At 72.2% G+C, this 20,670-nt stretch carries 22 protein-coding genes; 17 read left to right on the top strand and 5 right to left on the bottom strand.

All coding sequences use genetic code 11. The features are described from left to right. Nucleotides 1–180 precede the first annotated feature (180 nt). From REH65_RS10060 to cobS, 11 genes are all read left to right on the top strand, one after another. Nucleotides 181–819, top strand: a complete 639-nt coding sequence (locus REH65_RS10060) for a DUF3043 domain-containing protein (RefSeq protein ID WP_406692221.1) — start codon at nucleotides 181–183, stop codon at nucleotides 817–819. Nucleotides 820–976: 157 nt separating this feature from the next. Beyond that, nucleotides 977–2,116, top strand: a complete 1,140-nt coding sequence (locus REH65_RS10065; RefSeq protein WP_406692222.1) for a glycerol dehydrogenase — start codon at nucleotides 977–979, stop codon at nucleotides 2,114–2,116. 494 nt (nucleotides 2,117–2,610) lie between these two features. Continuing rightward, complete coding sequence (locus REH65_RS10070; protein ID WP_406692223.1) at nucleotides 2,611–3,720, top strand: hypothetical protein; 1,110 nt, start codon at nucleotides 2,611–2,613, stop codon at nucleotides 3,718–3,720. A gap of 14 nt (nucleotides 3,721–3,734) precedes the next feature. Continuing rightward, nucleotides 3,735–4,061 carry a hypothetical protein gene (locus tag REH65_RS10075; RefSeq protein ID WP_406692224.1) on the top strand — a complete coding sequence of 109 codons (327 nt, stop codon included), beginning with the start codon at nucleotides 3,735–3,737 and terminating at the stop codon, nucleotides 4,059–4,061. Next, nucleotides 4,058–4,873 (top strand): ESX secretion-associated protein EspG, encoded by an 816-nt coding sequence (locus REH65_RS10080; RefSeq protein ID WP_406692225.1) that lies wholly within the window; start codon nucleotides 4,058–4,060, stop codon nucleotides 4,871–4,873. The genes REH65_RS10075 and REH65_RS10080 overlap by 4 nt, the downstream gene beginning before the upstream one ends. A gap of 24 nt (nucleotides 4,874–4,897) precedes the next feature. Next, the gene (locus tag REH65_RS10085; protein ID WP_406692226.1) at nucleotides 4,898–5,299 is read left to right on the top strand and encodes a YbaB/EbfC family nucleoid-associated protein; all 402 of its coding nucleotides are present in this window, start codon (nucleotides 4,898–4,900) and stop codon (nucleotides 5,297–5,299) included. Then, nucleotides 5,299–5,604 (top strand): type VII secretion target, encoded by a 306-nt coding sequence (locus REH65_RS10090; RefSeq protein WP_406692227.1) that lies wholly within the window; start codon nucleotides 5,299–5,301, stop codon nucleotides 5,602–5,604. The genes REH65_RS10085 and REH65_RS10090 overlap by 1 nt, the downstream gene beginning before the upstream one ends. Continuing rightward, nucleotides 5,601–6,755 carry a hypothetical protein gene (locus tag REH65_RS10095; protein ID WP_406692228.1) on the top strand — a complete coding sequence of 385 codons (1,155 nt, stop codon included), beginning with the start codon at nucleotides 5,601–5,603 and terminating at the stop codon, nucleotides 6,753–6,755. The genes REH65_RS10090 and REH65_RS10095 overlap by 4 nt, the downstream gene beginning before the upstream one ends. A gap of 181 nt (nucleotides 6,756–6,936) precedes the next feature. Further along, the gene (gene cobU / locus REH65_RS10100; RefSeq protein WP_406692229.1) at nucleotides 6,937–7,476 is read left to right on the top strand and encodes a bifunctional adenosylcobinamide kinase/adenosylcobinamide-phosphate guanylyltransferase; all 540 of its coding nucleotides are present in this window, start codon (nucleotides 6,937–6,939) and stop codon (nucleotides 7,474–7,476) included. A 76-nt stretch (nucleotides 7,477–7,552) separates the two neighbouring features. After that, on the top strand, nucleotides 7,553–8,608 hold the full coding sequence (cobT, locus tag REH65_RS10105) for a nicotinate-nucleotide--dimethylbenzimidazole phosphoribosyltransferase (RefSeq protein WP_406693135.1): 1,056 nt from the start codon (nucleotides 7,553–7,555) through the stop codon (nucleotides 8,606–8,608). Next, complete coding sequence (gene cobS / locus REH65_RS10110; protein WP_406693137.1) at nucleotides 8,608–9,345, top strand: adenosylcobinamide-GDP ribazoletransferase; 738 nt, start codon at nucleotides 8,608–8,610, stop codon at nucleotides 9,343–9,345. The genes cobT and cobS overlap by 1 nt, the downstream gene beginning before the upstream one ends. A 46-nt stretch (nucleotides 9,346–9,391) precedes the next feature. On the opposite strand, the gene REH65_RS10115 is transcribed toward cobS, so the two are convergent. Further along, nucleotides 9,392–10,330, bottom strand: a complete 939-nt coding sequence (locus REH65_RS10115) for an AraC family transcriptional regulator (protein ID WP_406692230.1) — start codon at nucleotides 10,328–10,330, stop codon at nucleotides 9,392–9,394. An 82-nt stretch (nucleotides 10,331–10,412) separates the two neighbouring features. Here REH65_RS10115 and REH65_RS10120 point away from each other — a divergent pair, with 82 nt between their 5' ends. Then, the gene (locus tag REH65_RS10120; protein ID WP_406692231.1) at nucleotides 10,413–10,829 is read left to right on the top strand and encodes a pyridoxamine 5'-phosphate oxidase family protein; all 417 of its coding nucleotides are present in this window, start codon (nucleotides 10,413–10,415) and stop codon (nucleotides 10,827–10,829) included. Nucleotides 10,830–10,880: 51 nt separating this feature from the next. On the opposite strand, the gene REH65_RS10125 is transcribed toward REH65_RS10120, so the two are convergent. Continuing rightward, the gene (locus REH65_RS10125; protein WP_281457326.1) at nucleotides 10,881–11,984 is read right to left on the bottom strand and encodes a branched-chain amino acid aminotransferase; all 1,104 of its coding nucleotides are present in this window, start codon (nucleotides 11,982–11,984) and stop codon (nucleotides 10,881–10,883) included. Between the two features lie 135 nt (nucleotides 11,985–12,119). Between REH65_RS10125 and REH65_RS10130 the strand changes: the two genes are divergently transcribed. Continuing rightward, complete coding sequence (locus tag REH65_RS10130; RefSeq protein ID WP_281457327.1) at nucleotides 12,120–12,416, top strand: hypothetical protein; 297 nt, start codon at nucleotides 12,120–12,122, stop codon at nucleotides 12,414–12,416. Here REH65_RS10130 and REH65_RS10135 read toward each other — a convergent pair. Together REH65_RS10135 and REH65_RS10140 are read right to left on the bottom strand one after the other, a co-directional pair. Further along, entirely contained in the window at nucleotides 12,409–13,074 is a 666-nt protein-coding gene (locus tag REH65_RS10135; protein ID WP_406692232.1) for a DUF402 domain-containing protein, read from the bottom strand. The two genes, REH65_RS10130 and REH65_RS10135, sit on opposite strands and share 8 nt — an antisense overlap. Before the next feature lie 7 nt (nucleotides 13,075–13,081). Then, on the bottom strand, nucleotides 13,082–14,338 hold the full coding sequence (locus tag REH65_RS10140; RefSeq protein WP_281457329.1) for an APC family permease: 1,257 nt from the start codon (nucleotides 14,336–14,338) through the stop codon (nucleotides 13,082–13,084). A 214-nt stretch (nucleotides 14,339–14,552) separates the two neighbouring features. Between REH65_RS10140 and REH65_RS10145 the strand changes: the two genes are divergently transcribed. After that, nucleotides 14,553–16,040: a leucyl aminopeptidase gene (locus tag REH65_RS10145; protein ID WP_406692233.1), complete on the top strand. Its 1,488-nt coding sequence runs from the start codon at nucleotides 14,553–14,555 to the stop codon at nucleotides 16,038–16,040. A gap of 121 nt (nucleotides 16,041–16,161) precedes the next feature. Continuing rightward, the gene (locus REH65_RS10150; RefSeq protein WP_281457331.1) at nucleotides 16,162–16,662 is read left to right on the top strand and encodes an OsmC family protein; all 501 of its coding nucleotides are present in this window, start codon (nucleotides 16,162–16,164) and stop codon (nucleotides 16,660–16,662) included. An 84-nt stretch (nucleotides 16,663–16,746) separates the two neighbouring features. On the opposite strand, the gene REH65_RS10155 is transcribed toward REH65_RS10150, so the two are convergent. Continuing rightward, nucleotides 16,747–17,097 carry an oxidoreductase gene (locus REH65_RS10155; RefSeq protein WP_406693138.1) on the bottom strand — a complete coding sequence of 117 codons (351 nt, stop codon included), beginning with the start codon at nucleotides 17,095–17,097 and terminating at the stop codon, nucleotides 16,747–16,749. A 236-nt stretch (nucleotides 17,098–17,333) separates the two neighbouring features. Between REH65_RS10155 and lpdA the strand changes: the two genes are divergently transcribed. Together lpdA and sucB are read left to right on the top strand one after the other, a co-directional pair. Further along, nucleotides 17,334–18,704, top strand: a complete 1,371-nt coding sequence (gene lpdA / locus REH65_RS10160; protein ID WP_281457333.1) for a dihydrolipoyl dehydrogenase — start codon at nucleotides 17,334–17,336, stop codon at nucleotides 18,702–18,704. 68 nt (nucleotides 18,705–18,772) lie between these two features. Then, nucleotides 18,773–20,536, top strand: coding sequence for a 2-oxoglutarate dehydrogenase, E2 component, dihydrolipoamide succinyltransferase (gene sucB, locus REH65_RS10165; protein ID WP_406692234.1), 1,764 nt, complete (start codon nucleotides 18,773–18,775; stop codon nucleotides 20,534–20,536). Nucleotides 20,537–20,670 lie beyond the last annotated feature (134 nt).

Raw genomic sequence — 20,670 nt, forward strand, 5'->3', positions numbered from 1 at the left:
CGTCCGGATCCGGGGTATTCCCGCGGGCGAACCCGGGGACGGTTTCGTCTCCTCCCTACATGGTGGCATAAGCCCGGGCCGATCAGGTGTGACGTGGTGAGCACGGACGTACCGGACGGTCTCCTGCAAGCCCGCTGAGCCTCCTGCAAGACCGCTGGGCGCGTCACATAACCTGGGGGTGTGAGGTTCCTTCGCCGCAGCAGCGCAGAGCAGACCGCCAGCACGGACGCCGAGACCGAGGTCGAGCAGTCCGCGGAGGAGCGCGCGCAGAATCACACCCCCAAGAAGGGCAAGCCCACGCCGTCGCGGCGTGAGGCCGAGGGCAAGCGGCGCGGCCCGGTTCCGCCGCCCCCGATGACCCAGCGCGAGGCGGTCAAGCGCGCCCGGGGCAACAAGGAGGAGCGCCGCAAGGCCGCCACCGAGCGCCGCGAGCGCATGATGCAGGGCGACGACCGCTACCTCATGCCCCGCGACAAGGGCCCGGTGCGCGCTCACGTGCGCGACCTGGTGGACACCCGCAGGCACCTGATGGGCCTGTTCATGCCGCTGGTGCTGATCGTGTTCGCCACCACGCTGGCGCAGAACATGCTCATCCAGCAGTACGCGACGCTGTTCTGCCTGTTCCTGCTGGTCATGATGGTGATCGAGGGTTCGCTGCTGGGCCGCTACGTCAACAAGCGGGTGCGGGCCAAGTTCCCGGACCACAAGGACCGGCCGTTCTCGCTGGGCTGGTACGCGTTCACCCGTGCGATGCAGATCCGCAAGCTTCGGGTCCCGCGCCCGCGCTACTCGCCCAAGGACATCGCCAAGATCAACTGATCTCGCGGCTCCTCCGACGCGCCCCGCTCGTGAGCGGGGCGCGTCTTCTTTCGCGCGCGGCCGTCTCAAGTTGAGACATGCTCGGCCTGCTGCCGCCCGCCCACCGCTCCTACGCTCGGCCGATCTCATCCCCGGCAGCCCCGAAGGAGCGGCGACCATGACGATCCGCACGATGATCAGCCCGGCCCGGTACGTGCAGGGCGCGGAAGCGATCCACCAGCTCGGCGAGCACGTGGCGCAGATCGGTGTGAAGCCGCTGCTCGTCGCCGACGACGTGGTCTGGGGTTTCGTCGGCCACGACGTGGAGGCATCGCTGTCAGCGGCGGGGCTGCCGGTCGTTCGCCGGGGCTTCGGCGGTGTGCCGAGCTCGAAGGAGGTGGACCGGCTGGTCGGCGAGATCACCTCGACGGGCGCCGACGTGGTGGTCGCGATCGGCGGCGGCAGCACGATCGACGCGGTGAAGGCCGCGGGTCACCTGGCCGGCGTCCGCTGGGCGAACGCACCCACGGTGGCCTCGACGGACGCCCCGTGCAGCGCCCTGTCGGTGATCTACACCGAGGACGGCGAGTTCGAGGCGTACCGGTTCTTCCCCCGCAACCCCGACCTGGTGCTGGTCGATTCGCAGGTCGTCGCCAACGCCCCGGCGGAGTTCCTCGTCGCCGGTGTCGGCGACGCGCTGGCGACCTGGCTGGAGGCCCGCGCCACGTCCCGGTCGGGTTCGGCGACGATGGCGGGCGGCCTGCCCACGGTCACCGGCACCGCGCTGGCCCAGCTGAGCTGGGACGTCCTGTGGGAGAACTCGCTGCCGGCGATCGACGCGGTCCGCGACAACCAGGTGACCCCGGCGGTGGAGAAGGTCATCGAGGCCAACACGCTGCTGTCGGGCCTGGGCTTCGAGTCGGGCGGGCTGGCCGCGGCCCACGCGATCCACAACGGTTTGACCTCGGTCGCCGCCACCCACGGCCTCGCCCACGGCCAGAAGGTCAACCTGGGCTCGGTCGCCCAGCTGGTCCTGGAGGGCGCCGCCCCCGCCGAGCTGCGCGAGTTCATCGAGTTCACCACCGCCGTCGGCCTGCCCACCACCCTCACCGAGGTCGGCATCCGCCCCGACGACGCGGACACGATCCGAGCCGTGGCCACCGCAGCAGCAGCCGAAGGCGAAACCATCCACTCGATGCCCTTCGAGGTCACCCCCGACGACGTCGCAGCAGCCCTCACCTCGATCGACCGCCACGCCACCAGAATCCGCGAGAACGCCAACCTCCCAGCCCCCGAGCCCTACACGGCCAACCACTGAGCCCAAGGCCGGTCGGTACGACCAGTACCGACCGGCCGCACGGCTCGGCGCTATGCGGGAAAGCGGTGCCGAGCCGGGTCTTTCACTCCCGCGAGACCTCGACGGTGATCCGTCGACCACCTCTTGAAGTTCTTCCGCCACGTGGCGACCCCCGGTCCCGGATCTCCTCGTCCGAGCACTCGAACGACTCGGCCGCTTTGATCAAGAACGTCGTCGACGCAGCATGAAAACCTCACGACTGCTGATCACTGGTCAGCACCGGGAACGGCGCTAGCCCGCCGATGAAGATCGGCAACATTGCCGATGTTCCCGCCGCGCGGTTCTGGTGATCTGTATGCATCGCGCTGGAGCGCGTCGCCGGCATGGGGACAGCGGGGGCACGCAGGGGCGAGACCGCGGCGTTCACCGGCGAACGCCGCGGTCACGCCCGTCTCGCGAAGTCTTCGAGCGCTCGGCTCACGGCACGGCCGATCAGAGGAAGGCAGAGACCGGACATGACCGACTCCGGAGAGGCGAACGTCATCGCCACCGCGTCCGCCGGGGTGCAGGACCTGGCCAGGGCCACCACCTCGGTGCTCGACCAGGCGGGTCCGGCCGGTGAGGTGGGCAAGCCCGTCGTGCGCGCCCTGACCAACGTCTGGGAGGGCTACTTCGGCGCACCGATCCCTCCCGAAGGGACGAACTGGAACGCCTACACCCACGAGCAGCTGTACGCGATGGTGTGGGAGAACGCCGACGCCGCCGACGCCACCGGCATCGCCGACGAGTGGGGCAGGCACAGCACGGAGCTCGCCGGTCACGCCGACGCGATGCACCGGCAGCGGTCGACGATGCAGCAGCACTGGACCAGCGAATCGGCCGATGCCGCCACCAGCGCGCTCGGCCTGATCGGCGACCGGACCTCCGGCGTCGGCGAACGCGCCAGCACCGTCTCGCACGCCACCCAGAACGCGGGCGACGCCCTGTCGTCGGCCCGCAACTCGATGCCGCCACCGCCCGGTGATCCGACGGGGACCGTGGCGGGCACCGGTGTCGCCGGGGCAGGTGCGGGCGCGGTGGTCGGCGGCGTCATCGGCGCCGCCGCGGGCGGTGTCGGCGCGGTGCCCGGCGCGATGATCGGCGCTGCCGTGGGCGCGGCGGCGGCCGGGGGAACCAGCATGTTCCTGGCCTCGACGAACGCCGCCGCGAAGAAGGCCGAGGCGGTGCACGTGATGACGCAGTACGAGGCGGCGCTGCGCCGGAGCAGCGCCGCCATCGCTCCGCCCGGAACCCCCGGCGCCGCAGGCGGACCGGCGCCCGCCGCCACGACGGCCGCCGGGATCTCGGGAGTCGGCGCAGCGGCCAGCGGCGGCGTCCCGTGGGCGAAGTTGGTGGGCGGAGCCGATCCGCTGGGCGGCGGCGCGGGACGGGCCGCCGCGGGGCTCGGCGGCGCGGCGGGAGCCCTCCGGGGCCTGGGCGCGGCCGGAGCGGGCGGCATGGCCCCCGGGCGTGCCGGGGCGGCGAGCGGTGAGGAAGACGAGCAGGTGCACGAGAACAAGCTGCCCACCATCGACCGCGGACTTTTCGACGACGACCGGCCGGCCAGCGCGCCGGTCATCGGCTGACGCAGGAGTGAACGTTGAGCAAGGGATATCGCGTCGCGACGGAAGACCTCGCCGCGCAGGCCAAGGAGCTGTCCCAGGTCGGTGAGCAGACCGACGGGCTGGTGACCTCCGCTCGGCAGCTCGCCGACCGGATGCCGATGCTGGGCACCGCGCCACCCGCGCTGCACCTGGCGATGCGGCTGCGCCGGAGCGCAGGGGAATCCGGTCTCGCCCACGAGATCACCGCGGCGCACGCCGCGCTGGGCGACTTCCACAGCGCCCTGCACGACACCGCGACCGGGTACGAGCACTCCGACACCACCGCTGCGGACTTGCTGCGCGGCGCGGACTCTGCGACATGACCGCTGCGACGGCCCGTCCGAAGCGGGAGGGGATCGATTTCGGGCAGGTCGAGCTCGACCTGCTGGCCGCGCACGCCGGGGCGACCTGGCCGTTCCCGCTGCGCATCCCGTCGTTCGGGCGCATCGCCGGGGAGCGCGAGACGCTGTTCGCGGCGGCCGGGCACACCCTGCGGCTGCGCGGCCTCGCCGACGACGACGGCCCCGCCGGGGCCGCGGCGGAGCTGGTCACCGCGCTGCGCCAGTACCGAGGCACGGTCGACCTGGTGCTGGTCGACGAGACCGGTGCGACCGCTGTGCTGGCGATGCTCTACCGCTCCTCGGTGCTGGTCTTCGAGCAGCGGCTCGACAACGACCCGGCCACCACCGTGCGAATCCGCCGGGTCGCGCCGAAGGCGCTCGTGGACGAGCTCGTCGCGCTGGTGCCGGAGCACCCACCGGCGAAGTCGATGCCGATCAACCTGCCGCACCGCGTCCTGGACGACGTGACGACGCTCAACGAGATCGACGACGACCGGCTCAAGCAGCGGCGCTTCCGGGAGCTCGTCCGGGACTGCGGCGGCGATCCGGGCGCGCTGGACCGGCTGGTCGCGGTGCTGCCCGCGCTCACCGGCCGCGGCCAGCTCGGCGCGACCCGCCGGACCAGCCGGGGCGACGAGCGCCGAGGCGCGGAACTGTCCTGGTTGGACGGTCCGCACGGCAGGCTCCGGGTGAACCGGACCGACGGCGGCTGGGTGAGCCTCAACCCGCTGCGGCCCGCCGTGGTGCGGGCCGCGCTCACCGACCTCGTCTCGACCGCCCGCGAACCGCGCTGACCCGAACACGTTTCGAGAGGAATCATGGTGAACTCAGCTCAGCAGTGGCTCGTTGACTACGACGCCACGCTCGCCCGGGCGGCAGCCGACGCGCAGGCCGCCAGCGCCAGTCTCAAGCAGGTCAACGGCACGGCGACCTCCCCGCGCGGCGAGATCTCGGTGCAGGTCGGCCCGAGCGGGGCGCTGGTGGACATCCGGCTCACCCCGGCGGCGCGAGCCCTCGAAGCCGAGAAGCTCGCGCAACTCATCCTCACCACCACCCAGCAGGCGCAGCGGATGGTGGGCACGCACGTCATGGAGATCATGACCGACTACCTCGGCGAGGGCCCGGCGCTCGAATTCGTCCGGGAGAACATGCCGGTCGACACCGACGAACCGCCGCAGGACGACGACGACTTCTTCGCCAACCCGCGGGTGATCGTCTGATGAGCGCCGAGTTCCACGTCGACCACGAGCAGATCCGCGCCCACGCCGGCACCGTGGCGGGCCTGTCCGACGGCCTGTCCTCGACCGCCCGCGCGGTGGCGGGCGGGCCGGCGGGCAACGCGCTGGGCAGCTTCGTGGAGTTCGCCACCCTGGGGTTCGGCGAGGCCATGACCCAAGCGGCGCAAGCGGTTTCGGCCGCCTCGGGTGCGCTGGACAGCGTGAGCCGAGGACTGGCGCGCAGCGCCGAGGACTACCAGCGCGCCGACGACGAGGGCGTCGCGCTGCTGGCGAAGGAGGACCGATGAGCCTCCCCCTGGGTGCGGCGGGCACCATGGCGCTCGTCGCGGACGTGCGCTCCACCAACGACGCGGTCCAGGGTGGCGGCTGGGACTCCGGGAGCTACGGTTCCGGCGGCGACACCGGTGCCGCCGCGGGCGGCGACCCGCTGTCGGCGCTGGTCGGCTCGGGGTTCGGGTTCGTGGCCGATCTCGTGCCGTTCCTGGGGGAACCGCTGCAGCAGCTCGCGGGCGACCCGGGCGCGGTTGCCGCCGGCGTGCAGGGCTTGCAGGACATGGGCAGCGGAGTCGCGTCGATCTCCGAGTCCTACGGTCAGGCGGCGGGCCCGGAGACCAGCGGGTGGTCCGGCGCCGCGGCGACCGAATACCTCAAGACCGCAGCCGAACTCGTCGGCGGTCTCCAGGGGCTCGGGGAAGCCGCCTCCGGTCTCGGTGCGGCGCTGGCCGGTCTGGGCGATGCGGCCGCCAAGACGGCGAACGAGGTGACGATCCTGGTCAACGAGGCCGTCGGCCGGATCGTCGTCATCATGAACCAGGCCATCGCGGCAGCCCAGGCCACGTTCGGCGGGAGCATCGCCGCGGCGATCCCCCAGGTCGTGCAGGTCGCCACCGAGTACGGCGTCCGGATCTCCGGGCACATGGGCAACCTGCTCAACAGCGCCCAGGGGCTGATGGGGCACGTCGACGAGGTCATGAAGGTCGTCACCGCCATCGGTGGCGTGGTGGGCAAGATCGCGGACCAGGCCGAGCAGATCACCGAGGGCGCCACGAGCCCGTCCGGTTCCAGCGCGGCAGGTTCCAGCGCGGCGGGTTCGAGCGCGACAGCCGTGCCCCCGCACCTCGGCACGGGCGGAAGCGCCTCGCCGGGCATGACGACCGCGGCCTCCCTGGCCGGTGGCGCGGGCGGTGCGCAGTCGACGCCGAGCCCCGGCGGTGCGGCGCACGCCGGACCCGTCCAGGGTTCACCGGCCGCGGGTCTCGCGGGCCCGAACGCCGCCGGCGCCGCCGCCTCGGGCGCGGGTGGTTTCGGGATGGCGCCCATGACTCCGCAGCGCAAGCAGCAGGACACCACCGAGACCGAGCGCACCTCGCGCCTCTCGAACCGGCTCAACGCGGAAACCGAGTTCCCGAAGCAGGACGATCACGGCTACCGGTCCTGACCGGTACCCGTGACGGCGCGGTCCGGGGCGGCGCTTGCCGTGCCCGCCACCTGGACCACCCCGCGCACCGGACCCGACACCCGGACCGAGAACCTGGCGACGGGATGACGCACGACACGGCTGGGGTGGTGACCGGGCGATCTCCGGGTACGGTCTCGGCGGTTGTTGTGCGGGAGGTTTCGTGCGGTCTTTGGTGTTGGGCGGGGCTCGGTCCGGGAAGTCGGCGCACGCCGAGGGGTTGGTGCCCGAGGACGGTGCGGTGGTGTACGTGGCCACGGCGCGGCGGGATCCTTCGGATGCCGAGTGGAACGAGCGGATCGCCCAGCACGTGGCTCGGCGGCCTTCGAGCTGGCGGACCGTGGAGGCGCCCGACGCCGAGGCGCTGCGGCGGGTCCTCGCCGAGGCCGGTGGCGGTGAGCACGTGCTGGTGGACGACCTGGCGACCTGGATGACCGGGGTGCTCGACGACGCAGGGGCGTGGGATCGGGATCCGGCCGCCCTGGCGGTCGTCGCGCGGCACTGCGACGCGCTGGTGTCGGCGGTGGCCGGGTGCGCCGGGCGGGTCGTGCTGGTGTCGGCCGAGGTCGGCCTCGGCGTCGTGCCCGGTACGCGATCTGGAAGGCTGTTCCGGGACGAGCTCGGCTCGCTCAACGCCAGGCTGGCGGCGGTGTGCGACGAGGTGCTGCTGTTGGTCGCCGGATGTCCGCTGCGCGTCCGATGAGCCCGCAGGGCCTTGCTGAGCTGCGGTTTTTCAACACGGAGGTTTTCGCTTGTCCACCGAACAGAACGACCCCGGCATGATCGAGTTCCCGCCGGTCCCGGCGCCCGACGAGCAGGCCTCGCGGGAAGCCGCGGCGCGGCAGGCGCAGCTGACCAAGCCGGCCGGTTCCCTGGGACGGCTGGAGGAGCTGGGCGTGTGGTTCGCCGGGCGGCAGGGCGCCTGCCCGCCGCGCCCGCCCGCCCGCGCGCGGGTCGTCGTCTTCGCAGGTGATCACGGCATCGCGCAGCACGGCGTGTCCGCCTACCCGCCCGAGGTCACCGGGCAGATGGTCGCGAACTTCCTCTCCGGCGGTGCCGCGGTGAACGTGCTGGCCTCCCACGCGGGGGCGACCGTGCGCGTGGTGGACATGGCCGTCGCCGTCGACACCCCGCCGGTGGTCAGCGCGCACAAGGTGCGCCGCGGCTCCGGGGCCATCGACCGCGAGGACGCGCTCACCGACGAGGAGGTGCGGGCCGCGATCCGGGCCGGGCGGACCATCGCCGACGAGGAGGTCGACTCGGGGGCCGATCTGCTCATCGCCGGGGACATGGGCATCGGCAACACCACGCCCGCCGCCGTGCTGATCTCGCTGCTCACCGGCACCGAGCCGGTCGCCGTCGTCGGGCGCGGCACCGGCATCGACGACCAGGCGTGGATGCGCAAGACCGCCGCGATCCGGGACGCGCTGCGCCGCGCCCGCAAGGTCCACAACGACCCGGTGGCGCTGCTGCGCACCTCCACCGGGGCCGACATCGCCGCGCTCGCCGGGTTCCTCGCCCAGGCCGCGGTGCGCAAGACGCCGGTGCTGCTCGACGGTGTCGTGGTCGGTGCCGCGGCGCTGGCCGCTGAGGAGCTCGCGCCCGGGGCGCGGCAGTGGTGGCTGGCCGGGCACCGGTCGGCCGAGCCGGGCGGCCCGATGGTGCTGCGGCACCTCGACCTCGAACCCGTGCTGGACATGCAGCTGCGGCTCGGCGAGGGCTCGGGCGCGCTGACGGCGCTGCCGGTGCTGACGGCGGCGGTGAAGGTGCTGGCCGAGATGGCCACCTTCGACGAAGCCGGGGTCGCGGGCAGCTCCGACGAGGCCGGGGCGTGATCGACGGCCTGCGCCTGGCGGTCTCCTGGCTGACGGTGCTGCCGGTGCGGTCCGGTCAGGTCGACGACCGCGCGTGCCGGCAGGCGATCTCGTTCGCCCCGCTGGTCGGCGCGCTCGTCGGCGGGATCGGGGCGCTGGTGCTGTGGGGTCTCAGCGCCCTGGGTGCTCCCCCGCTGCTGGCCGGACTGCTCGTGGTGGCGCTGTTGGTGCTGGTCACCAGGGGTATGCACGTGGACGGGCTGGCCGACAGCGTCGACGGGCTCGGCTGCTACGGGCCTCCGGAGCGCGCGCTGCAGGTGATGCGCGACGGCGGCGCCGGACCGTTCGCGGTGGTCGCGCTGATCCTGGTGATCGGCGTGCAGGCGGTGAGCATCGGCGAGCTCGCGGCGACGCCGTGGGCGCTGGTCCTGGCGTGCGCCGCGGGCCGCGCGGCGTTCGTGCTGTGCTGCCGCGCCGGTCTGCCCTCGGCCCGCCCGGAGGGCATGGGCGCGCTCGTCGCGGGCAGCCAGCCGCTGTGGCTGGTGCTCGGCTGGTGGCTGATCGCGACCCTGGCCGCGCTGCTGATCAGCCCCGCCGCCGCGGTCTCCGTCCTCGTCGCCGCGGGGTTGTTGGTGCTGTTCACCCGCCACGTCCGCCGCCGCTTCGGCGGGATCACCGGCGACGTCCTCGGCGCCGCCTCGGAACTCGCCACGACGGTGGTCCTGGTGGGTTCGGTGCTCGGCAGCGGACAGTTTTAGCCATAATTGTCCGGGCAAAAGGGACATTGATCATGGGTGATTATGGCTAAAACTGTCCCGCACCCAACTCCGCACGGCGGTGACCGCTGGGACTGACCCCGCGCAGGCGCTTGAAGGCGGCGCTGAAGGTGAACGGGTCGGCGTAGCCGACGGTGCGGGCGACCTCGGCGATGGTCCTGGTGTCGTCACCCGTCAGCAGATCCGCCGCCAGGGTCATGCGCCAGCGGGTGAGGTAGGTCAGCGGCGGTTCGCCGACCAGGTCCGTGAACCGCTTCGCCAGGGTCGAGCGGGACGCACCGGCGCGCCGGGCCAGCTCGGCGACCGTCCAGGGCGCCGCCGGTTCGGCGTGCAGCAGCCGCAGCGCCTCACCCACCACCGGATCGCGCTGGGCCCGCCACCAGCCCGGGGGTTCGCCGCCGGGCCGGTCGAACCACTCGCGCAACGTGCACACCAGCATCCAGTCCAGCAGCCGGTCGAGCACCAGCTGCTGCCCCGGCGCGTCCACCGCGACCTCCGCCGCGAGGTGATCGAGCACCGGATCACCGGTCCCGCCCGAGGCCACCCGCAGCACCACCGGCAGCGCCTCAAGCAGCCGACGGCTGATCTCGCCGCGCAGCGGGTAGGCCCCGACGATCAGCGTCGCCCCACCGCCCTCCCCCGGGTCGTGCCAGCCCAGCCGGTGCCGGGTACCGCCCAGCTCGGGCGCCGAGCAGAACTCGCCGCAGTCCAGCGGTTCCGCCGCGGTCCCCGGCTCGTCGACGACGGTGAACGTGCCCGGCCCGCGCACCACGACGGTGTCGCGGTCGTGGAGCGGCTCGGGCTCACCGCCCTCCGGGATGATCCAGCCCCGCCCGTCGAGGACGGTGACCAGCGTCAGCGGCGCGCCGTCGACGAAGCGCAGCGACCAGGGCGGGGTCAGGGTCGTGCTGCCGAACAACGAGCCCTGGGCCCGCACACCCCGGAAGAGGTCACCGAACGCGTCCACGGCACCGACGCTAGACGATGACGCAGGTGATCCGGCTTCTCACCCATGTCGTCGTCCGAGCGGGCGCGGTTGACTCGACGCCATGAGCACGCTGACCGACCAGGACCGCGACTTCCTCCACCGCCCGCTGCACGGCTTCCTGACGGTGGCCGCAGGCCCCGTCCCGCCGCAGCCGCGCCCGGTGTGGTTCGAGGCGACCGCCGGAGGCACGATCGAGCTGTTCACCGACCCGGACTCGGCCAAGGTGCCGCGCCTGCGCCGCGATCCGCGCGCCTCGCTGATCGTCGCCGCCCCGGCCACCGAGCGCGAGCGGTGGGTGTCGATCACCGGCCGCACCACCATCACCTCCGACGGCACCGCTGAGCTGGTCGAACGCCTCGCCGCGCGCTACTGGGACCTGACCGACCCGGCCCGGCAGGACGACCTGGCCGGGCTGCGCGCAGGCACCTGGCTGCGGATCGTCCTCCACCCGGACAAGATCGCCCGCCTGGAGTTCTAGGCACGACGGCGCCCCCTGCGATCGATCGCAGGGGGCGCCGTGGAAGAGGTGTCAGCCCAGCTTGGTCATCCAGCCGTGGGTGTCCTCGACCGAGCCGTACTGGATGCCGGTCAGCTTCTCGCGGAGCTTCAAGGTCACCTCGCCCGGCCGGCCGTCGGCGATGCCGAACTCGCCGTCGCGGTGCTTGACGTGGCCGACCGGGGTGATCACCGCGGCGGTGCCGCAGGCGAAGACCTCGGTGAGCTCGCCGGTGGTGGCCGCCTTCTCCCACTCCTCGACGGTGATCTTGCGCTCCTCGACCTGCATGCCGAGCTCCTTGCCCAGCTCCAGCAGCGAGGACCGGGTCACGCCGGGCAGCAGGCTGCCGCTCAGCGCCGGGGTCACCAGCCTCGCGTCGGCACCCGAGCCGAACACGAAGAACAGGTTCATCCCGCCCATCTCCTCGACCGTGTGCCGGTCGCAGGCGTCCAGCCAGACGACCTGGTCGCAGCCCTGCTCGACGGCCTGCGCCTGCGCCAGGAACGACGCCGCGTAGTTGCCCGCGAACTTCGCCGCACCGGTCCCGCCGGGCGCGGCGCGCACGAACTCGTGGCTCAACCACACCGTCACCGGCTTCACGCCACCGGCGAAGTACGACCCGGCAGGTGAGGCGATCAGCGAGTACAGGTAGCTGTTGGACGGGTGGTTCACACCCAGCCCGATCTCCGTGGAGACCATGAAGGGACGCAGGTACAGCGAGCTCTCACCGGTGCTCGGGACCCACTCGCGGTCGACCGCGACCAGCTCTCGCAGCGATTCGACGAACAGCTCCTCGGGCAGCTCGGCCATCGCGATCCGCTTGGCGGAGTCGCGGAAGCGGCGGGCGTTGGCGTCCGGGCGGAACGCCGCGATCGAACCGTCGGGCTGCCGGTAGGCCTTGAGGCCCTCGAAGATCGCCTGCGCGTAGTGCAGGACCGACGTGGCGGGGTCGAACTCCAGCGCGTGGTACGCCTCCAGGCGGGCGTCGTGCCAGCCCTGGTCCTCGGACCACTTGATCGTCACCATGTGGTCGGTGAAGAACTTGCCGAACCCGGGATTCGCCAGCACTTCCGCGCGGCGCTCGGCTGAGGCCGGTTGCGGGTTGGGGTTCCGGGTGAAAGACAGCTCTCCGCTCATGCGCGTACGGTATCGCGTGCGCTGGAGCAGTGAAAACCGGCTCGGGTTCAGTTGGTCATCCAAGTATCGAGCCGTTGCCGAACGGACGCGGAGATTCTGCTGATTCCGCCACCGAATCCGACATATGATGTGGTCATGACGCAGGCCCACAACACCCCCGCGCCGCAGCCCACCTCGGTCCAGCAGGACGTCCGAGCAGCCGTGATCGCCGCCCTGATGCCCTTCGGCGCCGGCATGCTGCTGACCCTCGGCTACGCGTGGATCGGCTGGTTCGGGCTGGTGCTCGCGGCCGTCGGCGTCGCGGGCTGGGGTTTCTGGTGGCGCGGCAAGCACCAGCAGTGGTTCCCGCAGCAGGTGACCACCGGAACGGTCGTCGGCCAGACGGTCCTGATCGCGGTGATCACCTTGCTGCTCTTCATCACGATCAGCTGAGCAGCCACCCGGGCAGGTCGGGGCGGGGCCAGGTCGGGTCCGGGCGCGCGTCGCAGTAGGTGCCGTCGAAGGGGAACGCGCCGTCCTTGGCCAGGGAGATCATCTCCTCGCCCTCGGCGCGCAGGGTCGCCAGCTCGGACGTGCTGAAACGGCCTGCGGCCAGCGCGTCCTCGAGCTCGTCCTCGTCCTTCCAGGACCAGCTGCCGTCGGGCATCACCTCGACGTCGAGCACCCCGTCGACCCGCCGCACGCCGTGCTCGTCGCGGCCGCGCGGGATCTCCAGGTTCACGTACCAGTTCCGGAACTCGCCGGAGGGCTCGAAGAACCACCACACCGACGACCAGCGGTGCTCGTGGACCAGCCGCAGCGTCGGCGTCCCGCGCCACGTCGAGCGCGCGGGCACCCGGGGACCGGAGAACCGCTCCGCGAGCGGCATCTCGCGCGGACTCCTCCCGTCCGGGGACGTCGTGATCCGGATCGGGGTGTCGGGCAGCACCCAGCACAGCAGTTCCGCGCCGTCGTCGGAGACGACGCGGGCCGGGTGCACGGTCCCGAGCGAACCGTCCAGGCGCCAGAAGCTGTAGAGCACGTCGTCACCCGGGGCCCACTGGTACCGCGGAGCGCCCCAGGTCTTCTCGTCCACCATCGCGTTGGGCATGACCGCCTCATTTCCACCGGCGTGAAACGACTCCCGCCAGCAACGGACCGACAACAACCACACCGAGCGTTGTCAGCATCGCAGAGATCGGCATGCTCATCGCCAGCACGACCGACAAACCCATCCCAAGGCACGCACCCCGCATGGGCCATGTGGGCCCATCGGAGAGCAGCAAACGGGCGCCTGCGTTGGCGAAAGCGTAGTGCAGCAGCAGCGCGCAGGCCGCGAACGACAGCAACGCGATCGGGTCGATCAGCTGCGAGACGACCACCGCAGCGACCCCGATGATCAGGTCCAGCGGGTACGGCGTGCCGGACGGGCCGGTGCGCCCGAGGGCGCGCGGCAGCTCCCGGTCGCGCACCAGCGCGAGCCCGGTCGAGCGCGCCGACTCCAGCGCCCCCAGCAGCACCGGCAGCAGCGCGACGGCCGCGCCGACGCACACCAGCGGCACCAGGTCGGCGGCCGCGGCGGCGGTGAGCACGTCGCGGATCGGCATCGGCGACAGCGCCAGCCGCTCCCAGCCCAGCTGGTAGGTCAGGGCCGCGGTCATCAGCACCAGCAGCGCCGCGACCGCGATCAGCGAGATCCGGGTGGCGCTGCGGATCGTGGTCCACGGCGCGCGATCGGCGTCGTCGGCGGGCGCGGCGAGCCGCTCGAAGCCGGTGAAGGCCAGGAACAGCACTCCACCGGCGCCGATGATGCCCACCGCGCTGTCGTCGGAGGCGCCGGGATCGACGTGCGCGACGGGACCGCCCGCCGGGGCGATCGCGAAGCAGATCGCCACCACCAGCAGGACCACCGCCGCACTCAGCCCGACCCACAGCCACGCCGCCGCGCCCCGGATCCGCAGCCCGGTGGTCGTGGCGAGCACCACCAGCAGGATCACCGCGCCCGCCACCAGCGCGCTGGAGCTCGGCAGGAAGAACTCGCCGATCACGCGGGCGATCGCGGCCATCGCGGCGACGTGGGCGGCGAGGTAGGCCGAGGCGCCGACGCGGGCGGGCAGCACGCCCATCCGCTCGCGCACGCACGCGTAGGCCGCGCCCGGGCCCCGGTACCTGCTGGACTGGTAGGCCGTCGCGGACGCCGCGCACACCGCGGTCAGCAGCGCGACCAGCACCCCCAACAGCGCCCACGGGCCCGCCGCAGCGGCAGCGGGCGCCGGTCCGAGCAGCACTCCGACGCCGATCATGCCGCTGAGCGCGAGCGGGAGCGCGTCACGACCGGTCGTCAATCGGCCGTCCGATTCAACCTGTCGGGTCACCGGCCCACCCTTGCAGACGCGTGCGGGGACTTCAGCCGCCTGTCGGCTGACTCGTGGCGAGCGTCCGTGACAGAGCGTATGACGGACCGCGAACCGTTCGGCTCGCGCCACCTCGCCACGCCCAGGGCGAACACGCCGATCCCCGGTCGGCCCGGCGTTCTAGAGTGCGGGCAGGCTCTGGGAGAACCACAGCACCGATCCGGAGGATGACCACGTGACGACCCCGAAACTCGCCCTCACCGACACCGCGGTGGCCAAGCTGAGCGCGGACGCGCTCGTCATCGGCACCGTCTCCGGCGCCGACGGCCTGCAGCTCGCGCCCGGGGCCGAGCCGGTCGCCACCGCCTTCGACGGCGACCTGGTGAAGGTGCTGACGTCGCTGGGTGCGAGCGGCAAGGCCGACGAGGTCGTCAAGCTGCCCGCGAGCGGCCTGGCCGCGACCGTGCTGCTGGCGGTCGGTCTCGGCAAGGCCGGTGAGGACGGCCCGACCGCGGAGTCCGTGCGCCGCGCGTCCGGTGCCGCGGCCCGCGCGCTGTCCGGCGTCGAGCACGCCGCCACCACGCTGTCCGCCGCCGACCTGCCGGCCACCGTGCAGGGCACGGTGATGGGCGCCTACGGCTTCACCGAGTACAAGTCGAGCAACGGCGACGGCCCGGTGGCCACGGTGGACTTCGTGGTCGCCGACGCCAAGGCCGACACCGCCACCCACGCGCTCAAGGGCGGCAGCGCGATCGGCGAGGCGGTCAACATCGCCCGCGACCTGATCAACACCCCGCCGAACGACCTGTTCCCGGCGTCGTTCGCCGAGCGCGCCACCGAGCTCGCCAAGGGCGCGGGCCTGGAGGTCGAGGTCCTCGACGACGCGGCGCTGCGCAAGCAGGGCTTCGGCGGCATCCTCGGCGTCGGCGCCGGCTCGTCGCGTCCGCCGCGCCTGGTGCGGATCCGGCACAAGGGCCCGAAGGCGGCGAAGAAGGTCGCGCTGGTCGGCAAGGGCATCACCTTCGACACCGGCGGCATCTCGCTGAAGCCGGGCGGGGGCATGGAGAACATGACCTCGGACATGTCCGGCGCCGCCTCGGTGATCGCGACCATGGTGCTGGCCGCGAAGCTGAACTACCCGCTGGACATCACCGCCACCGTCCCGATGGCCGAGAACATGCCGTCCGGCACGGCCTACCGGCCCGGCGACGTGCTCAAGATGTACGGCGGCAAGACCGTCGAGGTGCTCAACACCGACGCCGAGGGCCGGTTGGTCCTGGTCGACGCGATGGTGCGGGCCTGCGAGGACGAGCCCGACTACCTCATCGAGACCTCCACGCTGACCGGTGCGCAGGTCGTCGCGCTGGGCAACCGCACGCCGGGCGTGATGGGCGAGGACGCGTTCCGCGACCGCGTCGCGAAGCTGTCGCAGGCCGCCGGTGAGGGCGGTTGGCCGATGCCGCTGCCGGACGAGCTGCGCGCGGACCTGGACTCCAAGCTCGCCGACCTGGCCAACGTCACCAACCACCGCTGGGGCGGGATGCTCGCCGCGGGCATCTTCCTGCGGGAGTTCGTGGCCGAGGGCGTGCAGTGGGCCCACATCGACATCGCCGGCCCGGCCTACAACACCAACTCGCCGTGGGGCTACACGCCGAAGGGCGGCACCGGCGTCCCGGTCCGCACGCTGGCGGCGGTGCTCGCCGACATCGCCGAGAACGGCTGATCCCGGGTCGCTGACCCCGGGTGTTCGCAGGAGCCGGGATTCCCGCCGGGAATCCCGGCTTTTGTGACTCGGGTCATGAAAAGGTCACCACCCGGGGGTGCACCGATGTCACGATGGGTTGATGACCGAATCGCAACCGGCCACGCTGACCGCGACCAGGCACGGCTATCAGGTCGACGTGGTGTGGACCGGCAACACCGGCCAGGGCACCGCCACCTACCGCAGCTACGAGCGCACGCACGAGGTGCGCGCCGTCGGCAAGGACTCCATCGACGCTTCCGCCGACCCCGTGTTCCTCGGTGACGCCGACCGCTACAACCCCGAAGAGCTCCTCGTCGCCTCGCTGTCGCAGTGCCACATGCTGTGGTTCCTGCACTTGGCCGCCGACTCCGGGATCGTGGTCACCGGCTACCACGACCGCGCGCGCGGCATCCTCGCGGAGAACTCCGACGGCACCGGCCAGTTCGAGGCCGTCGAGCTCGCACCCGAGGTCACCGTCTGCGACCTCGCCGCCGTCGACGTCGCCGAAGCGCTGCACGAACGCGCCCACGAGCTCTGCTACATCGCCAAGTCCGTGACCTTCCCGGTGCGGTGCACGCCGACGACGCGCGTCGCGAACTGACACCGGGAATCGATCACGGGAGAATCGATTCAGCCTTCGGGACGGCCGTGACGCAGCGAATCCGGTAAAAGCGCGATCGCGCGTTCACGGCCGTTCGTCGGCGGCGCGCTGCGCGCGGCGGCGAAGAATGCGCTGCCGGGCCTGGTAATCGCGCATCCGCTGCGGATATCCGACTTTCGCGACCTCGTAGAGCGGAATTCCGAGCTGCTTGGTGAATCGCCCCGCCGCCGACGGCGATGCGACCCGGCGCCGGGTCCATTCCCCGTCGTGCGCGATGAGCAGCAACGTCGTCTCGGTCACGAACGTGCGGGGTTCCAGGAAGCCCTCGACACCACGGCGCCGCGCCGCCCAGTCCCGGAGGTGATCGGTGTCCGCGGAAGTGGCGCGTCGCCCGGTGCCGGGACGACGGCTGCGGAACCGGTCGAAAAATCCCACGGCACTCCCCTCCCCGAGCCAATTCAGGCCGGTCTCGTTCGATTTTGCCACCGCGAACATGTGCGGAGTGTGAAAACGAGCTGAGAATGCGCGACCGCGAGTGCCGAATGCAGCACAGATCACCCGGCCCACCGCGCATCGGCCGGTCGGGTGGTGACAAGATGGCCGGTGGTGTGCATGACCACCAGGTCACGCAGCCGACTGCAAGTCAATGACGCCCTGTCGAGGAGTGCGAAGTGACCGACACGTCCGCCGATCTGGTCATTCTCGGCGGCGGTTCGGGCGGCTACGCCTGCGCTTTCCGCGCGGCCGAGCTCGGCCTGTCCGTCGTCCTCATTGAAAAGGACAAGCTCGGTGGGACCTGCCTGCACCGAGGTTGCATCCCGACCAAGGCCCTGCTGCACGCGGCCGAGGTCGCCGATTCCACCCGAGACGCCGACCAGTTCGGGGTGCGCGCAGCCCTCGAAGGCATCGACATCGACGGTGTCAACAAGTACAAGGACAACATCATCTCGGGCCTGTACAAGGGCCTGCAGGGTCTGGCCAAGGCCCACAAGGTGACGATGGTCGAAGGCGCGGGCACGCTCGTCGACGCCAACACCGTCGAGGTCAACGGCACCCGCTACACCGGCAAGAACGTGGTGCTGGCCACCGGCTCCTACTCGAAGTCGCTGCCGGGCCTGGAGCTCGGCGGGCGGATCATCGCCAGCGAGCAGGCGCTGAACCTGGACTTCATCCCGAACAAGGTCGTCGTGCTCGGCGGCGGTGTGATCGGCGTGGAGTTCGCGAGCGTCTGGGCCTCCTTCGGTGCCGAGGTCACCGTCGTGGAAGCGCTGCCGCACCTGGTGCCCAACGAGGACGAGTTCGCCTCGAAGCGCCTGGAGCGCGCCTTCCGCAAGCGCGGCATCAAGTTCAAGACCGGCGTGAAGTTCACCGGCGCCACCCAGAACGACGACGGCGTGTCGGTCAGCCTGGAGAACGGCGAGACCTACGACGCGGACCTGCTGCTGGTCGCCGTCGGCCGCGGCCCGAACACCGCCGGTCACGGCTTCGAGCAGGTCGGCGTGAACATGGAGCGCGGTTTCGTCCGCACCGACGAGCGCCTGCGCACCAACGTCCCGGGCGTGTTCGCCGTCGGCGACATCGTGCCGGGCCTGCAGCTGGCGCACCGCGGCTTCCAGCAGGGCATCTTCATCGCCGAGGAGATCGCGGGCCTGAACCCGCAGCCGATCGACGAGGCCGGCATCCCGCGCGTGACCTACTGCCACCCGGAGGTCGCCTCGGTGGGCCTGACCGAGGCCGCCGCCAAGGAGCAGTACGGCTCGGTGGAGACCTTCACCTACGACCTGGCCGGCAACGGCAAGAGCCAGATCCTCAAGACGCAGGGCGCGGTCAAGCTGGTCCGCGCGACCGACGGTCCCGTCGTCGGCCTGCACATGGTCGGCGACCGCGTCGGTGAGCTCATCGGCGAGGCGCAGCTGATCTACAACTGGGAGGCGCTGCCGGAGGACGTCGCTCCCCTGGTCCACGCCCACCCGACCCAGACCGAAGCCCTGGGCGAGGCCCACCTCGCCCTGGCCGGCAAGCCGCTGCACGTCCACGGCTGAGCGCAGCCGCACCGTCAGCAGCTACAGGACAGCCGCACCCCGCCACACCCACGAGGAGTCAGCAACAGATGGCCTTCTCCGTTCAGATGCCGGCGCTCGGCGAGAGCGTCGCCGAAGGCACGATCACCCGGTGGCTCAAGCAGGAGGGCGAGACCGTCGAGGTCGACGAACCCCTGCTGGAGGTCTCCACCGACAAGGTCGACACCGAGATCCCGTCCCCGGCCGCCGGTGTGCTGCAGCGCATCGTCGCCCAGGAGGACGACACCGTCGAGATCGGTGGTGAGCTCGCGGTCATCGGCGACGCCGGTGAGGCGCCCGCCGCTCCCTCCGCTCCCGCCGCCTCCGAGGCTCCGGCCGCCGCTCCGGCTCCGGCCGCCGAGCCCGAGCCCGCTCCCGCTGCCGAGGCGCCCGCCGCTCCGGCGGCCCCCGCCGCCCCGGCCGGTGGCGCGCAGGGCACCGACGTCGCCATGCCCGCGCTGGGCGAGAGCGTCGCCGAGGGCACGATCACCCGGTGGCTCAAGCAGATCGGCGACTCGGTCGAGGTCGACGAGCCGCTGCTGGAGGTCTCCACCGACAAGGTCGACACCGAGATCCCGTCCCCGGTGGCCGGCACGCTGCTGGAGATCACCGCCGGTGAGGACGACACCGTCGAGGTCGGCGCGAAGCTCGCGGTGATCGGCGCCGCCGGTGCCGCCGCCGCTCCGGCCGCCCCGGCTCCCGAGCCGACCCCGGCCCCGGCCGCTCCGGCCCCGGCCGCTCCGGCCCCGGAGCCCACCCCGGCTCCGGCCGCCGCCGCTCCGGCTCCGGCCGCCCCGGCTGCTCCCGCTGCCCCCGCCGCTCCGGCTGCTCCGGCCGAGGAGGAGGCTCCGGCGAACAACGGTGGCGCCCCGTACGTGACGCCGCTGGTGCGCAAGCTGGCCAACGAGCACGGCATCGACCTGACCTCGATCAAGGGCAGCGGTGTCGGCGGCCGGATCCGCAAGCAGGACGTCCAGGCCGCGATCGACGCCAGCCAGGCCCCGGCCCCGACGGCTCCGGCCGCCCCGGCCGCTGCCGCCACCACCGCCGCCCCGGCCACCGCGGTCGAGCCGTCGGAGGAGGCCAAGGCGCTGCGCGGCACCACGCAGAAGATGTCGCGCCTGCGGCAGCTGCTGGCCCGCCGCATGGTCGAGTCGCTGCAGACCGCGGCGCAGCTGACCACGGTGATCGAGGTCGACGTCACCCGCATCGCGCGGCTGCGCGAGCGCGCGAAGGGCAGCTTCGAAGCGGCCGAGGGCGTCAAGCTCTCGTTCCTGCCGTTCTTCGCCAAGGCCGCGGCCGAGGCGCTGAAGCTGCACCCGAAGCTGAACGCCTCGATCGACGAGGAGAGCAGCTCGGTCACCTACCACGGCGCCGAGCACCTCTCGGTCGCGGTGGACACCGAGCGCGGCCTGGTCTCGCCGGTGATCCACGACGCGGGCGACCTCAACCTCGGTGGCCTGGCCCGCAAGATCGCGGACCTGGCGGCGCGGACCCGCAACAACAAGATCAAGCCCGACGAGCTCTCCGGTGGCACCTTCACCATCACCAACACCGGTAGCCGCGGGGCGCTGTTCGACACGCCGATCCTGAACCCGCCGCAGGTGGGCATGCTGGGCACCGGCACCGTCGTGAAGCGCCCGGTCGTCGTCGCCGACGAGAACGGCGGCGACACGATCGCGATCCGCTCGATGGTGTACCTGGCGCTGTCCTACGACCACCGCCTGGTCGACGGCGCCGACGCCGCCCGCTTCCTGACCACGCTCAAGCAGCGACTGGAAGAGGGAGCCTTCGAGGCCGACCTGGGCCTCTGAAGGAGGGTTCGCACTCGCCTTGCTTGGCGGTGCGGGCTGAGTCCCGCACCTGAAACGAGTTGAAGCGACCGCTCACCGGTTCCGGTGGGCGGTCGCTCTTTTCGCGTCCGAACGGTTCGCACGCGCGCGCCCGG

Origin of the sequence: Saccharopolyspora sp. ID03-671, from assembly GCF_045278815.1 — a bacterium.
Classification (GTDB): Bacteria; Actinomycetota; Actinomycetes; order Mycobacteriales; family Pseudonocardiaceae; genus Saccharopolyspora; species Saccharopolyspora ipomoeae.